At 44.2% G+C, this 15,173-nt stretch carries 12 protein-coding genes; 7 read left to right on the plus strand and 5 right to left on the minus strand.

Annotated features, from left to right (window positions below; genetic code table 11):
- Nucleotides 1–458: 458 nt before the first annotated feature.
- Nucleotides 459–827 carry a thioredoxin gene (trxA, locus tag AACT52_RS14200; RefSeq protein ID WP_272937099.1) on the minus strand — a complete coding sequence of 123 codons (369 nt, stop codon included), beginning with the start codon at nt 825–827 and terminating at the stop codon, nt 459–461.
- A 700-nt stretch (nt 828–1,527) separates the two neighbouring features.
- The gene (locus tag AACT52_RS14205; RefSeq protein WP_073631515.1) at nt 1,528–2,691 is read right to left on the minus strand and encodes a GuaB3 family IMP dehydrogenase-related protein; all 1,164 of its coding nucleotides are present in this window, start codon (nt 2,689–2,691) and stop codon (nt 1,528–1,530) included.
- 460 nt (nt 2,692–3,151) lie between these two features.
- Between AACT52_RS14205 and AACT52_RS14210 the strand changes: the two genes are divergently transcribed.
- The 3 genes from AACT52_RS14210 (at nt 3,152) to AACT52_RS14220 (ending at nt 8,554) form a co-directional block, all read left to right on the plus strand.
- Nucleotides 3,152–5,662 (plus strand): endonuclease MutS2, encoded by a 2,511-nt coding sequence (locus AACT52_RS14210; protein ID WP_073631517.1) that lies wholly within the window; start codon nt 3,152–3,154, stop codon nt 5,660–5,662.
- A 517-nt stretch (nt 5,663–6,179) separates the two neighbouring features.
- Nucleotides 6,180–6,785, plus strand: a complete 606-nt coding sequence (locus AACT52_RS14215) for a DUF3038 domain-containing protein (RefSeq protein WP_073631519.1) — start codon at nt 6,180–6,182, stop codon at nt 6,783–6,785.
- Nucleotides 6,786–6,874: 89 nt separating this feature from the next.
- Nucleotides 6,875–8,554 carry a DUF4335 domain-containing protein gene (locus AACT52_RS14220; RefSeq protein ID WP_073631522.1) on the plus strand — a complete coding sequence of 560 codons (1,680 nt, stop codon included), beginning with the start codon at nt 6,875–6,877 and terminating at the stop codon, nt 8,552–8,554.
- 204 nt (nt 8,555–8,758) lie between these two features.
- On the opposite strand, the gene AACT52_RS14225 is transcribed toward AACT52_RS14220, so the two are convergent.
- From AACT52_RS14225 to AACT52_RS14235, 3 genes are read right to left on the minus strand one after another with little or no spacing between them, the layout of a single operon-like run.
- Nucleotides 8,759–9,220 carry a ferredoxin gene (locus AACT52_RS14225; RefSeq protein ID WP_073631524.1) on the minus strand — a complete coding sequence of 154 codons (462 nt, stop codon included), beginning with the start codon at nt 9,218–9,220 and terminating at the stop codon, nt 8,759–8,761.
- Nucleotides 9,220–9,606 carry a DUF1257 domain-containing protein gene (locus AACT52_RS14230; RefSeq protein WP_073631526.1) on the minus strand — a complete coding sequence of 129 codons (387 nt, stop codon included), beginning with the start codon at nt 9,604–9,606 and terminating at the stop codon, nt 9,220–9,222. Before AACT52_RS14230 ends, AACT52_RS14225 begins: the two co-directional genes overlap by 1 nt.
- 39 nt (nt 9,607–9,645) lie before the next feature.
- Entirely contained in the window at nt 9,646–9,855 is a 210-nt protein-coding gene (locus AACT52_RS14235) for a DUF2997 domain-containing protein (protein WP_041037352.1), read from the minus strand.
- A 1,153-nt stretch (nt 9,856–11,008) separates the two neighbouring features.
- Between AACT52_RS14235 and iscB the strand changes: the two genes are divergently transcribed.
- The 4 genes from iscB (at nt 11,009) to AACT52_RS14255 (ending at nt 14,974) form a co-directional block, all read left to right on the plus strand.
- Nucleotides 11,009–12,280: an RNA-guided endonuclease IscB gene (gene iscB, locus AACT52_RS14240; protein WP_073631528.1), complete on the plus strand. Its 1,272-nt coding sequence runs from the start codon at nt 11,009–11,011 to the stop codon at nt 12,278–12,280.
- A gap of 31 nt (nt 12,281–12,311) precedes the next feature.
- Nucleotides 12,312–13,328, plus strand: a complete 1,017-nt coding sequence (gene bioU / locus AACT52_RS14245; RefSeq protein ID WP_073631580.1) for a (S)-8-amino-7-oxononanoate synthase BioU — start codon at nt 12,312–12,314, stop codon at nt 13,326–13,328.
- A 300-nt stretch (nt 13,329–13,628) separates the two neighbouring features.
- The gene (locus tag AACT52_RS14250; protein ID WP_073631530.1) at nt 13,629–14,411 is read left to right on the plus strand and encodes a DUF4198 domain-containing protein; all 783 of its coding nucleotides are present in this window, start codon (nt 13,629–13,631) and stop codon (nt 14,409–14,411) included.
- Nucleotides 14,412–14,464: 53 nt separating this feature from the next.
- Complete coding sequence (locus AACT52_RS14255; protein ID WP_233153937.1) at nt 14,465–14,974, plus strand: formylmethanofuran dehydrogenase subunit E family protein; 510 nt, start codon at nt 14,465–14,467, stop codon at nt 14,972–14,974.
- Nucleotides 14,975–15,173: the final 199 nt, after the last annotated feature.

Below are 15,173 nucleotides of genomic sequence, written 5' to 3' on the forward strand. Positions count from 1 at the left end.
GAACTGCTGCCAAAATGGCATTACATTTTATCTAAATTTCATCTGGAATTTCTAAACCGCTACGCGAAGTCCAAAGTTCAGAGTTTGTTGACCGCTTTGGTTAATTGTTGTGTACTGAATCACGCGATAGGACTTATGCAGCCGTTGGGTGTCTTAACAAAGTGTAACGCTACCCCCACCTTATGACGCGTTACGCAGCATTTTGCAGTTTTGTACATAGCTAAAAACTAGTACAAAGCCTCAAAACTCACCCTACGGTAATTTAATGTTTACTTTACAAATAATCCCACAACAAAAAATTTCTTAGCTAGAACAGCCTAGATGCTGCCAAACATACGCTGAATCACAAAGGGAACAAATCTGTAGAGAGGCGAAACTTGCCGCCTCTCAATTCTTTACGAATCTTTACTTTCAAAAAGCAAATCGAAGACTCTTTAGCAGTTTTCAGGCGCTTGTGTTCAAAGATATTTGTCCACAGTGTTGGCTAATGTAGTTTTCGGAACGGCACCGACCACCATATCAACTTTTTGCCCACCCTTAAAAATCATCAATGTAGGAATGCTGCGAATGCCGTACTGGCTAGCAACATTGGGATTTTCATCGGTGTTAACTTTAACTACCTTGAGTTGATTGTTGTACTGGGCGGCAATTTCATCGACAACAGGGGCAACCATCCGGCAAGGTCCGCACCAGGGTGCCCAAAAGTCAACTAAAACAGGAACCTCGCTATCTAGTACTTCCTGTTTAAAGGTAGAGTCTGTAACTTGTTCGGGTGCTGACATGCGTAAAAACCTTCGCCTATTATTATGTTGGAGTTTGCTGAAAATTCTACCATAGCAAAAACCACTGCTTGCCAGTCAGACACATAGTTTTGCATATGGCGTTTGAACTTATTCAAAATAACTATTTATTAAGGAACCGCCCGAACAGTAGCCGGGCGGAGTGTGGTGTGAGGAGTGAACGGAAACATGCGTCTCCGCTATCTCTATTTTAGGCGACATATGAGATTTTTCCAGTAATACTTTGAGAGTCTGGAAAAATTTATTTATTGACACTCTCTGCTCCTAAAGGAGCAGAGATTCTTAAGACATCGCTGTCTTAATATCCTGATTTCTCAGGTTCCCAGGCTCACCACGTTTGCCCAACGGGAGAGCAGTCGCCTGCTGTCGGGAGACCCTCCAGCCGTAGCGCTGTCTCACCACAAGGGCGTAGTGATATCTCCTCAAAGCTGTTTCGGGCGTAGACTTTCCCCCAGTCCGGGGGTAGGTTTTTAAATCTTGTACTGATGTAAATATCTTAGTATATTTAACCCAAGCCTAAAGGCACTTTCCTGGCGCTTTCATCCCGTGGCTCAAGCCACAAGGTTTTGAGCGGGAGCATCCTTATAATTTGATGTGCAGCATTGAGTCTCGGGGATGGAGAAGTGCTGGTAAAGAGGCGCTTTCATGAAAGCGTCTCTATATTTGTTGGTCGTTGATTGTCATACAGTACTACTAACCACTCACTCCTAAAGAGTACTGAGTCGCTTTATTTACCCATACCTAATTGTTGTGCTTTTTGGTAGACTTTACCTTCGGTTAACAAAGAAGGAGCAATCACAACTTCCACTTGCTGCATTTCTTTGATGTTTTTAGCTCCTAGAGTTCCCATGCTCGTCTTTAATGCTCCTAAAAGATTATGAGTCCCATCATCGAGTTGTGCTGGTCCTGTGAGGATTTGCTCTAGGGTGCCAGTGGTGGCGACACGAATGCGCGTCCCACGAGGCAAGACGGGGCTAGGAGTCGCCATTCCCCAATGGTATCCTCTTCCTGGAGCTTCGGCGGCTCTGGCAAAAGGAGAGCCAATCATCACACCATCCGCACCGCAGGCAATGCACTTGCAAATGTCACCGCCAGTGATTAAACCGCCATCAGCAATGACTGGCACATATTTGCCAGTTTCCTGATAGTAATCATCGCGTGCGGCAGCACAGTCGGCGATCGCAGTTGCTTGTGGTAAACCGACACCCAGCACACCACGAGAGGTACACGCTGCACCAGGACCAATTCCTACGAGTACTGCTGCTGCCCCGGCTTTGATCAAATTCAGAGTAACTTCATAAGTGACGCAGTTTCCTAAAATCACAGGTATGGGCATTTCTTCGCAAAATTGAGCCAAGTCAAGTGGCACCACAGACTCTGGTGACAGATGTGCTGTGGAAACTACAGTTGCTTGCACAAAAAATAAATCTGCACCAGCTTTTGCCACGACTGAACCAAATTTGCTTGCTCCTACCGGAGTTGCACTCACTGCTGCAATGCCGCCTTGTTGTTTTATTTCCCCAATCCGTTGTTCAATTAATTCCGGTTTAATCGGTTCAGCATAAAGTTCTTGCATCAAGGGAACAAATTCTTCTTTCCCCACAGAGGCAATGCGGTCTAAAATAGGCTCTGGGTTGGCGTAGCGAGTTTGAATTCCTTCTAAGTTCAGAACGCCCAATGCTCCTAGCTGCGACAGAAGCACAGCCATGCGGACATCAACTACGCCATCCATCGCACTGGCGATAATCGGAATTTCGCGCTCAATATTGCCAATACGCCATCTGGTATCTGCCAAACTTGGATCGAGTGTTCTGTTTCCAGGAACGAGCGCAATTTCATCTATTCCGTATGCCCTGCGAGCTGTTTTTCCCCGCCCAATTTGAATGTCCACGCTTTTGTACCCCAATCTGTTCTAGCTAGGGTATCAAAATTATGACGGTATTTGCAGAGGTTTTTTGAATTCAACCACCTACACTGTGTCAAAAAGAAGAACACATAGGTCAGAACGCAGAACTCAGCTTGGGCAATTAGGGAAACCCCTTCGGGTATGCCTTCGGCACACCTGAGCGCAAAGCGCACGCAGTCGCGAACGGTGAACGCCAGTTCCCTAGGTTAGGAAACCCTCCTGCAGCAGGTTGTCGTCACCTCCGGCAGTACTGGTTGACCACTCGTACAAAATACATACGCGCTCAATTCTGATTCCTGAGTTCTGAGTTCTGACTCCTTGTAGTAGCAAGACAAAGAAATTATTTAATGATTACGGGAAATTTCACCTTAGCGGGTGAGGAGCTTAGGCGATAGTGTTGTTACCATAATTTCATATTTCATTCAGGTTAGATATTTTTTAAGCCTTGATCCAATCTGAAACTTTAGAACTACTTGAATGGTCTCGCCTCTGCCAGCATTTGTCCACCTTTGCGGCAACCAAGCTGGGGACTATTGCTGCACGCCATCTAAAAATTCCTGCGTTGCCACCCGAAACTGAGCAGTTGTTAGCGCAAACAAAGGAAGTCTATGAACTGGAAAACCGCCTAGGTCCAGGGCTGTCGTTTGACGGAATTCAAGATATTGGTGATTCTTTAGAACGCGCAGAACTGCAAGGGATTTTGACAGGAGATGAACTGTTGGCGATCGCCACCACTCTCGCTGGCACAAGAAACCTACGCCGTGTGATCGACAACCACCCAGATTTGACGATATTGAATGATTTGGTTGCCGATTTACGGACTTATCCAGAATTAGAGCAAGAAATTCACAGATGTATAGATGAAAGAGGGCAGGTGAGCGATCGCGCCAGCCAAAAACTCGGTGAAATTCGCACTTCTGTTCGGCAAGTACGCAGTCAAATCACCCAAAAACTGCAAAATATTTTACAGGTAAAAGCGAATGCAGTTCAAGAACAAATAATTACACAAAGAAGCGATCGCTTTGTAATTCCCGTGAAAGCGCCCCAAAAAGACGCTATACCGGGCATTGTCCATGATACTTCCACCAGCGGCGCAACGTTGTACGTGGAACCGAATTCCATAGTTCCTTTGGGAAACCAATTGCGGCAGTTGGTAAAAAGAGAGCAAGCAGAAGAAGAAGCGATTCGCCGTACTTTAACTCAGCAAGTGGGTGCTGTCAAACCGGATTTGGAAAGGTTGTTAGCAATTGTCACAACCTTGGATTTGGCATTGGCAAAAGCACGTTATAGTTTCTGGCTTAAAGCAAATCCCCCACGCTTTATTCACCGCGAGCAAAACGAAAGCATTACGTTACGGCAGTTGCGTCATCCGCTTTTGGAGTGGCAGCATCACCATGAACAAGGATCTGCAGTGGTTCCCGTTGATTTGCTCATCGCGCCGCACATTCGGGTAGTTACGATTACCGGTCCAAACACTGGTGGTAAAACTGTAACTTTGAAAACTCTGGGTTTGGCAGTATTGATGGCGAAAGTAGGCTTATTTGTGCCTGCTCGTGAACCTGTAGAATTGCCTTGGTTTGACAAGGTGCTGGCAGATATAGGCGATGAACAGTCGCTACAGCAAAACTTATCCACCTTTTCTGGTCACATTCGGCGCATTAGTCGGATTTTGGCAGCGATAGACGAAGTAGGAGATGAGGCAGATGAGGCAGATGAGGCAGATGAGGCAGATGAGGCAGATGAGGCAGATGAGGAACTAACAGGAGTCATATCCTCCTCATCCTCTTCATCCCTCCCCTCGTCTTTAATCCTGCTCGACGAAGTGGGCGCAGGAACAGATCCTGCTGAAGGAAGTGCTTTGGCAATATCGCTACTACAATATTTAGCAAACCATGCTCTGTTGACAATTGCGACCACTCACTTTGGTGAACTAAAAGCACTGAAATATGAAGATGAGCGGTTTGAAAATGCCTCTGTAGAATTTGATGAAAGTACCCTTTCACCCACTTACCGTCTACTATGGGGAATTCCTGGACGTTCCAACGCTCTGACAATTGCCCGTCGCTTGGGTTTGAAACCAGAAGTTGTGGAACAGGCGAAAACGCAACTGGGAGGAGCGACAGACGAAGTTAATCAGGTGATTGCTGGGTTGGAAGCACAACGCCGCAGTCAAGAAACCAAAGCAGCACAAGCACAAGATTTGTTGCAGCAAGCTGAGCGTTTATACAAAGAAGTATCCGCAAAAGCCACAGGATTAGAGGAAAGAGAACGTGCTTTGCGTGCCTCGCAAGAGGTGGCAGTGCAGCAGGCAATTACCCAAGCAAAAGGTGAGATAGCTCAAGTGATTCGCCGCTTGCAGCAAGGTCAGCCAACAGCACAAGATGCCCAACAAGCAACAAATGCTTTGAATAAAGTAGCTGAGAAATTTATACCAGTAAAGCCACCAAAACCGAAAGTGGGATTTGTTCCCAAAGTGGGCGATCGCATCCGTATACCCAAGCTAGGGCAAACAGCGGAAGTCTTAACTGCTCCTGATTCAGATGGTGAGTTAACAGTCCGCTTTGGGATTATGAAAATGACGGTGAAGGTACAAGACGTAGAATCTTTAGATGGTCAAAAAGCTGAACCAGTCGTTAAGGAACCCAAGAATAGAGGAGCAGAGGAGGCTAGGAGCAGAGGAGAGTCAAAAATCACAACCTTGACAGAAACTCCTGCAATTCGCACATCTAAAAATACGGTAGATTTGCGTGGGCGTAGGGTGTCTGATGCCGAAATAACTTTGGACAAGGCAATTTCAGAAGCAACAGGACCAATATGGATTATTCACGGACATGGCACGGGTAAGCTGCGGCAAGGAGTTCACGCCTTCTTGCAGCACCACCCGAGAGTCAGCCGTTATGAAGCAGCCGAACAAGCCGATGGCGGTACTGGTGTGACGGTTGCTTATGTTGAATAGTATTGAAAAACTCTGATTCTCCAACTAAGAATCCGGGTTTTTCTTGTGGCAATGAGTATAAGTGAAATAAGCTGTGACGCATGAAAATTGCATCATGACTGGTGAGAGGCGTGCTTTGTCATTAGTCATTTCTAATTACAGATGACTAATGACAAATAAATCTCTTAACAAAAAAATAAGCAAATTATACGTATGTTAGCTTAATGACTAGTAAACAATTGCGCTACTATAAATAGCGATCGGCTACTAGTAAAAATCTGTATCCCGATGTGTATTTTTAATAAAAAATAAAAATCAGCCATATGTGTTCGGCAGACAAAGCACAATTAATAAAGCTTATACTTTTTTCAAAATAGCTTTTCGTCATAGAGTTAAGACAAATACCTCTGCTGTTCACCAAAATGATAGAAGCTGTAGCTCCTGGCTTCGGCTAATAGTGATTGGAAACCAATCTTCACCCTTGAGAGTCTGGTTTCAAAATGGGTAACAGCAACAGTCCCTACCAGCCTGATCACCTATGCTAAAAGTTATGCACTCTGCCGCGAATTCACCCGCTCCAACTTCTCAGTGGGAGGATTTAATTAACCTCCCAGCCCCAAATTCAGTTCAATGGGACAATATCAAAACCCAGTTGGACTTGGTGCTGTTGGCGTTAGAAACTTTAACTGGCATTGGCTCCGAGGCAATGCTACAAGCGGCAGTCAATCTCAATTTAGAGTCGAGAGTGCCGGACCGCGTAGCGTTATGGCGACTGCGCCAGTCTAATCCGCTGCGTAAAGGTCAAGGAGGACGAAAAAAACTAGATGTGGAGGAAGCTAGGGCGCTTGTTCTCATTACTTGCTATCTTGCCAAACAGCACCAAGAATTGATTCGCCGTGCTGTTGGTCTATTGGAACAAATGGCGGAAGACAACCGCGAACCTCATCAGGCTGCTTTACTTGGAGATTATATTGATGCTTTCTGCAACACTTACCAAGAGCGGATGGAGGAAGACGCGACAATTTCCACTGATGAACTCACCCACCTAGCACTGAAAATGCTTATAGATTTACTTTTTTACAGTGGACCTGGTGGGCACCGCCGTCTGTGGCTAGCACTGATTGACCGTTCCATCAAATTCTAGATTTGAGATTTGTGAGATTTTAGATTTCCCAATCAAAAACCAAAAATCAAAAATCAAAAATTAAAAATATCCCGCTCGCAGTTCCTGCCATGCCTGTATCAAATTCTGTGATCCGTCGGTATACACCGCCCACTTGCACGCTAGAAGTCTTGGCGCAGAGTTCAGCTTTGTCTCAGTGGATGGGTAAATCTGTCCTCAAGCAGCTAGAGTTTGAGCTTCGCTTTGACGATCCGCGATTGCCAGAGGAAAAGAGAATCGCAATTAAAGGCGACAGCGACCAGCTAGAGGCTTTGTGTGCAGTGGTGACAAACTACGTCCAAGAGTTCCTGCAAATGTCTCCTGAAAGCTTTTGGGCAAATTTCTCCAGAACACATGACGCAAGCTTCACATCTAATGAAGCTGAAGAAAGAAATTTTAACAACTCCTCTTTACTAGAAACTCAAGCGATAAACTCCTTTACCCAGAGACCAGTTGCAGATATACACATAAAACCTAGCACTCACTTAACTCACAACCTTTTTCTTGGTTCTCTGGCAAACCCAGCATCTGGTCCTGTCATTGAACTGAGTCTGCTGCAATTATTCGACTTAGCAACTGCTCTAGATGAGTATTCTGCTGATGTGATGGCGCTACCAAATCTCACTCCTCGTACAACGAGGAGTCGGATACCGACTTGGGCACCGGTTGCAGCAGTTTTGGTGGTAGCTGTGGGTTTAGCACCACTGACTTGGCAGTATGCTAACCAAAACAGACAAAAGCAGACAGCCAAAAAACCAACGGCACAAGAGAAGATTGCTCTAGAATCCTCACCACAGAACCAACCCTCATCAACACTACCTACATTCGCTCCCCCTGATACTTTGCCTTCGCAGTCGCTGCCACCCCTTGGTTCTCCCTTACAAGTGCCTAATTCTACTGCTTCTCCACCAGCGATCGCTCAAACATTGCCTAGTGTGCCTGCAACACCTCAAACATCTGGAAAATTTACACTCCCCTCTGCGTCCCAAACATCTCCTAGCCTAGGTAATGTCCCCACAGCACCTTTACCATCTTTAGGAACTACGCTGAATATACCTGGAACACCAAAAGCTCCAACCCTCTCAACCTCTCCACTCAACACAGAACCAAAGCCAAAAATTGCTATTCAATCCCAACCAAGGCAAAACAGTACGGCATTAACATCAATTCCAAAGAGTGGCACTTCTTCTGCATCAGAGCAACAGAATTCAATACCAAGCAATTTGCCCAGCACAGGTAACATATCTCCCGATACCTCAAGCGCCCCCCCACCACTAGCCACCTTACCCAATTCCAGTGGTGCTAGCCGTGAACCATCTTTCTCGCAACCAGGCACCTCTGAACCAAGTGCTACTGATAGATTAATCACCAGGCTGCGGGAAGCCCGTGCAAATAGAGGTAATCTCCCTACAGAAGTGGCTACGACTAGTAGTGGCACTACGACCAGAACCAGTAGTGACACGTTGTTTGATACGGCTCAAGTGGCACAAGCTAGAGAAAAATTGAAAAAAGGTTGGCAACCGCCTTCTGGATTGAGCCAAAGCATTGAGTACAGTTTAGTCGTGGCTGTTGACGGCTCAATTGAGCAAATTTTACCTTTAGGAAAAGCTGCCAGAGATTACGTTGACCGCACAGGGATGCCTCTGATTGGTGAACCTTTTGTTTCTCCTAATAAAAATGGACAATCTGTAAAAATTCGAGCTGTTTTTAGTCCCGATGGCAAGGTGCAGACTTTCCCTGAGAAAGAATAGGTCAGCAAACTGGTTTATACCACTCATGCCAACAGACAGTGCCTTTGTTTAATCATTAGACAAGATTGCGGAATGTGAGTTCCATCTGTGTCCATCTGTGTCCATCTGTGGTTAATTATTCTTTTTTTTGCAATTAATGCAAGAAGTCTATTAAAAATAGGAGGACTGGTTTGACCAGTCCTCCTACATGAGGTGAAACTAACTTTAATAACGAGATTTTTTACGGGTTAGTTTTTGCCTTTTGCGTCGCCGTTGGGCAGCAACAACTGCCCCTTCCACTGGATATCCAATTAAGGGAATGACCTGATATTTGCGTTCTTCTTCTAAGTTTTTCAATTTGGTGTAATCAACCCAGTGGATGCAATCAACAGGACAAGTGTCAATTGCTTCTTGAATAACCTCTTCTGGGTCGCCGTCTTGACGAATCACACGCGATCGCCCGTAATCTGGTTCAATATAAAATGTGTTACGGGCAACATGGGCACAGTGCAAGCAGCCGATACAGGTAACTTCGTCCACATAAACACCCTTTTGCCGCAAAACACCACCCAATTCCGGCTCAAAACCAGAACGTTCTGGCGCGTCTCGTAAAAAACCGCCCAATTCTGGTTCAAAACCTGAGCGATTGTCTTCCTCTTGTTCCGGCGACGGCAAAAAATCAGACATTACGCACTCCAGCGCTGTACGACTAAACGGATGGAACCATCTTCATTTTTTTGTTGTTCAGCAACTTGAAATCCAGCACGAGCAGTTTCTTTGACTACTGTTTGGTATGCATAACGTTGTGTGACGCGGCGCAAGAAACCTTCTACCGATACGTCTTGTTGCCAGTACTGTAAGTCAGCAACCAGTTCGTATTCTTTGCCAGTCCATCTAAAGCCGATATCATAACCATTTTCCTGCTCAATGGTAACTTCGGCATTATGGGTTTGACCGCGATAACCACGGACTTCGCGTGGACCTTGCTTCCAGTCTATACCCAATTCTGTCAGTGCATCTTTTAAGGAATCAATGTTACGGATTTGGGTCTTGATTTGGCTAAAGTGTGACATGATAGTTGTAAATCAATGTAACTAAACTAGTTTGAAAACTTACCAATCGCTGTAGCTGGTTTGCGTATTTACCACACCAGATTGCTGCACCTTGGTCGCAAAGTATTCTGAAGTTGACTCCTGAGTTAGTACTAGTCCTAGCTGTGCCTCTATCGCTGCTGTAACTTCAGCGCAGGATGCACCCACAATGCCAGTGACTTTTTCTTGTACCCGACCGTCTGGATAAATTACGAACTCTAAAGTCTCCATGCTTTTTGCTAACCAAAATCCTAGGCTTGGACAGTATTGCTGTAGCGACTTGCTACAAAAGTAGCCATGTGAGACAGCGTTTTCTCTTAGCTACAAATTTGCCATTTGTTAACTAATGTTCCATCTCTCAAAATATATATCTCATAAAGTTAACAAAAATTATTATTTGTATAGGGTACTACTTCTCATATTTGTTAGTTTCTCTTAACCTTATCAATTTAGTCAAGCTAAAAGTTCGACTGATAATTTCAGGGACATAACGGCTAAAAACCTGTGTAAGCAGTAGTAAGAGCCGCAGAAATGGTAAAATTTGTCAAAAAATTTGTTATTATCATCAAAAATAAGCTGTTTCATATCTGCACCTTACTTGCCCGCAGGAACCAAAGCTTATGAGTTGTCAAACAAAGTTTGCCTCGGCAGAGTGTCAAACTCTTAATTTTTATGAGTCTACCAGCAGTGGTGGGGAGCGACATAGAGTTGTGAGTATGGGGAAAAGCTAGCCCGCTACTGAAATTGAAAATTCAAAATTAAAGTTAAAAATTAGTTTTGAATGATGGATTTGGAATTAAAGCTGTATAGCTACGTAAATTTAGTTTAACAAGCCGGATCAATCTTGTCGGTGGCGATCGCCATGAGACTGGTGTTGACTAAAAACAAATCTGAACTCACAACTGAGCATTACTGACTCCTAAACGGTAGGGTAAGCTGTTATTTAACTCTACAAAGTTGACCATGGATGCAGAGCAAGTGACAGGTTCTACTCATCTCCGCTCCGAAAAACCTATACAGAACTAGTCAACTATAGACAAAGCTGTACAAAGTCAGAGCGTGCAGACTAAGACTCTAGAAGTCTACGATTTTTGAGTCATGACACCTACAAATGAACGCCAGTTTGTAGCCACCGAAGTTTGTTACGGAGGGAAACCAACGCCAGTCACCTAGGCGTGGGAAACCCTTTCGGCAGAGCCGGCACGAGGGAAACCCTACCAAGAGCGCTGCCTCACTGCATGGCTAGCGCTTCTCCTGACAACTTCTCACTGTCGAAGACGGTTAAGCAATCAGTAAACAGGTTTATAGCTGTAGTGCCGTCTTCCTAGTAAGCTCTTAAATCATTGTCGAGGTAAACCTTACTTAGAAATAAGGATGACAGAATATGTCGAATTATGTTTTTCTAATCGACCAAAACAAAACACCACTCAATCCAGTGCATCCGACACAAGCTAGGAAGCTACTGAATTCTGGGAAAGCAGCAGTATTTCGGCGCTATCCATTCACTTTAATTTTGAAGCGGGCTATCGAAAATCCAAATGTGTATCCGCTTACGCTCAAAATCGACCCAGGCTCAAAGTTTACTGGCATTGCACTGGTTACAAACCGTGGAGATGTCATCTGGGGGATGGAGTTACAGCATCGCGGTCAACAAATTAAGGATAGTTTGGAACATCGTAGAGCGGTGCGTAGAGGACGGAGAAACCGAAACACTCGTTATCGCGAAGCTAGATTCTTCAATCGTAAACGTCCCAACGGTTGGTTAGCACCATCTTTGAGACACCGTGTCTTAACAACTGAAACCTGGGTAAAACGACTTCAAAAGTTTACTCCCATTGACTCAATTGTTCAGGAATTGGTAAAATTCGACACGCAAGCTATTCAAAATCCAGAAATTTCTGGAACCCAATACCAGCAAGGCACTTTCCATGGTTATGAGTGCCGTGAGTATTTGTTAGAGAAATGGAATCGTCAATGTGCTTACTGCCCAGTCAAGGACGTTCCGCTCGAAATTGAACACATCCAACCAAAATCAAAAGGTGGTTCAGACCGCATATCCAATCTTTGCTTAGCTTGCCACAAGTGTAATCAGCGCAAAGGAAACAAAAATATCAAAGATTTTCTCAAAGGTAAGCCAGATGTCCTAAACCGAGTATTGCGACAAGCTTCATCGCCGTTAAAAGATGCCGCATCGGTCAATTCTACGAGGTGGGCGTTGTTCAATGCGTTTAAGTCTTTTGGTTTGCCTATAAAGACTGGTACTGGTGGTCAAACTAAGTTCAATCGAATTCGGTTTGGTTTGCCAAAAGCACACTGGATTGATGCGGCTTGTGTCGGCTCTTTTGAAATCGTCAAATTGATTACTACAAAGATTCTACGAGTTAAGGCAACTGGTTTTGGTGGTAGACAACGATGTCAGACAGACAAGTTTGGTTATCCACAAAAACATCGTCCACTTCGTCCAATTTTAGGATTTTGTACTGGCGACATCGTTCGTGCCTCGGTTCCCAAAGGTAAATATGCTGGGACTTTTACAGCGCGGGTCTGCCCAATGTCGCATGGTTACGGAGAGTTTGTTATCGACAAAAAACGAAGGTCAATCAAATTGGAGTACTTAACACCTGTTCATCGGAAGGATGGTTACGACTATGCGTAAACCTCTACAAAATGATCACAAATGTACAGATATGTCTAGCAAGAAAGTTACAGTTTCTAGCCCCAAAGCGATGCGCGTAGGAGTACTAGGCTTTGGTGGACTGGGGCAAGCTGCTGCCAAAGTACTCGCCCCAAAACGTGAAATGATTTTAGTGGCAGCGGCAGACAAGCAAGGCTATATCTACGCCGCTGATGGTTTAAATGCTCAAGAATGTATTACAACTTACCAATCTCAAGGTTCAGTGGGTTATTTAGAACCCTTGGGGACTTTAACTCATCGCAGTATTGAGGATTTAATCGAAAAATCTCATCCTGTAGATGGATATTTTCTGGCTTTACCCAACTTACCTAATAATTTTATTGCTTCTGTAGCTCAGCAGTTTATCAAATCTGGATGGCGCGGGGTTTTGGTGGATGCAATTAAGCGTACCAGCGCCGTAGAACAACTGCTGGCGATGAAAGAAGAACTACAAGCAGCAGGAATTACCTACATGACAGGATGTGGGGCAACTCCAGGACTGTTAACAGCAGCAGCAGCTTTAGCCGCCCAAAGCTACGCCGAAATTCATCGAGTGGAAATTACTTTTGGAGTGGGAATTGCCAATTGGGAAGCTTACCGCGCTACCATCCGCGAAGATATTGCTCATATGCCAGGGTTTAGCGTGGAAACTGCTAGGGCAATGACGGATGAGGAAGTAGAAGCACTTCTGGATAAAACCAATGGTGTGCTGAAGTTAGAGAACATGGAACACGCCGATGATGTGATGCTAGAGTTGGCGGGAATTGTGGGACGCGATCGCGTTACTGTTGGTGGCATAGTCGATACCCGCAATCCTAAAAAGCCCATCAGCACCAACGTTAAAGTTACTGGTCGTACCTTTGAAGGTAAAATTTCTACTCATACCTTCACATTAGGTGATGAAACCAGCATGGCAGCCAACGTCTGTGGTCCTGCCTTTGGCTATCTCAAAGCTGGTATTGCATTGCACCAACGCGGTATTTACGGTTTATTCACCGCTGCTGAAATCATGCCCCAGTTTGTCAAGTAGCTATTAGCTACCCCCTTGAGTATTCAATTATTTATCTTTTGTAGGCTGGGTTGAGGAACAAAACCCAGCTTATTTATTGCCTTTCACACGTTAGAGCCACAAATTCTAACGTCCGGTTGTAATAGATAAATCTTGTACAATATCATATTTTTTATGATTATTAGGATGAAAAAATCAAAAATTAAGCATTAGGAAAAAATGGAAATTTTTATTAACAATTATATCCCTTACGGGGGGATTGTTCGGTATCAAAAAACCTGCGTTTAATAATGATGTAATAACTCAATTAAGGAAATTGAGATGCTTATCCGCAATTTGAAAAAATTGCTATTGGGGGTTGCAATTCTACCATTGATGTTGCAACCAGCTTCAGCACACGTCGTCTGGTTTGACTATCAAGACGGAGAATACAATCTATTGTATGGTCATCCAGAAGAAGGACCGCAGCCCTATTCTCCGGCAAAACTTAAGGAAGCCACAGCATATGATGCAACAAAACAGATAGTGCCATTTACTATCAATCAGAAACAAGATGGACTTTCTCTGACTCCTGATAGCAACATTGCGGCGTTAACTGCATTTTTTGATAATGGCTATTATGCGAGAATATCCGACAATGAATCTCGCAATATTTCAGAAGCAGAAATTAGTCAATACCAAAATGTGAGTCATAATCTGAAGTACACCAAAGCTCTTTATGATTGGTCTGACACTCTAGCGCAACCCTTCAACCAACCACTGGAAATTATACCTTTGGAAAATCCTTTTGCAGTTCAGGAAGGAGACAATCTGGAAGTTCAAGTATACTATCAAGGACAACCACTTTCAGATGTGACAGTAGAATACTTGGGTCAAGAAGTCTCTAAAGATAATAACGGCATCTTTTCCGTTCCCATTGGTTCTGGAGGGTTGCAACAAATTGAAGCCAGCTACGGCTTTTTGTCAGATGGAAATTTGAGAATTTCTTACGAAAGTAGCTTTACAGCCCAAAAAATCTCTGTTTTTGAACCATCGGCATTACTTGGTCTTGGTGTAGTTGGGTTGCTGGCATTACGCAAGAAAAAGAATTTAGCTAACATCTAAATTGAAATAAAGAATTTAGCTTAACACCCAATTTTGAATTTTGGATGATTTGTGTGCAAGCCCTAAATAAGCCAACTTTATTCGTCAGCTTATTAGCCTGTTTCTGCCTAGCATTTTCTCCTATTAAAGTGAGGGCAGAAACACCAGAAGAGTGGGTGAAATTAGGGCAACGAGTTCATGGCGGATTTGGAACTTATATTGCCTTAGGCATTAGGATTGGATTAGATGCTAAGGAAAGGCTGAAAGCACAACCACGCGATTTAGACGTGACTTATCAAGATGGAGCAAATTCGCCGTGTCCTTGCGTCGTCGATGGCATTATGATTGCGACAGTCGCCACACCTGGGCAAAATTCGCTGCGTGTTTTGCCAAGTAAAACCAATGCGGGTTTGTTTGGAGTTGTCGTTATTAAGCACAAAAAAACAGGAGAATCACTTCGCTACACAATACCCAATTCTGCCAAAGTGCTGCTGGATGATTGGAACAACGGCAAAAAGGGAATAGAGCGCTATGATGCTGTCATGAAAGCCCCACAGGCATCTCTTTTTCAGATAGAAGAATAACTTTCAAAATATTCAATGAATATTCAATCATAGGTCTATCGATCCCTCAGACTATGGCTGAAGCAGGTTCCAATACAGTTCAGGACTCATACCAATTCTCTGTAAACTTGCACTAAATAATTACCTCTCTCTTCCTTGGCGTACTTGGCGGTTCATTTTTTAATATTAAGTGCATCTTCATGGAGAATTGGTATCAGTC

The organism is Scytonema sp. HK-05 (assembly GCF_963872035.1).
In the GTDB taxonomy this organism is placed as follows: Bacteria; Cyanobacteriota; Cyanobacteriia; order Cyanobacteriales; family Nostocaceae; genus Kalymmatonema.

Excerpts from the sequence above, each read along its gene's own strand:
- AACT52_RS14235 (WP_041037352.1), bottom strand. The coding sequence starts at position 9,855 with ATGGAGACTTTAGAGTTCGTAATTTATCCAGACGGTCGGGTACAAGAA.
- AACT52_RS14250 (WP_073631530.1), top strand. The coding sequence starts at position 13,629 with ATGCTTATCCGCAATTTGAAAAAATTGCTATTGGGGGTTGCAATTCTA.
- iscB (WP_073631528.1), top strand. The coding sequence starts at position 11,009 with ATGTCGAATTATGTTTTTCTAATCGACCAAAACAAAACACCACTCAAT.
- AACT52_RS14225 (WP_073631524.1), bottom strand. The coding sequence starts at position 9,220 with ATGTCTGATTTTTTGCCGTCGCCGGAACAAGAGGAAGACAATCGCTCA.
- AACT52_RS14230 (WP_073631526.1), bottom strand. The coding sequence starts at position 9,606 with ATGTCACACTTTAGCCAAATCAAGACCCAAATCCGTAACATTGATTCC.
- bioU (WP_073631580.1), top strand. The coding sequence starts at position 12,312 with ATGTCTAGCAAGAAAGTTACAGTTTCTAGCCCCAAAGCGATGCGCGTA.
- AACT52_RS14215 (WP_073631519.1), top strand. The coding sequence starts at position 6,180 with ATGCTAAAAGTTATGCACTCTGCCGCGAATTCACCCGCTCCAACTTCT.
- AACT52_RS14220 (WP_073631522.1), top strand. The coding sequence starts at position 6,875 with ATGCCTGTATCAAATTCTGTGATCCGTCGGTATACACCGCCCACTTGC.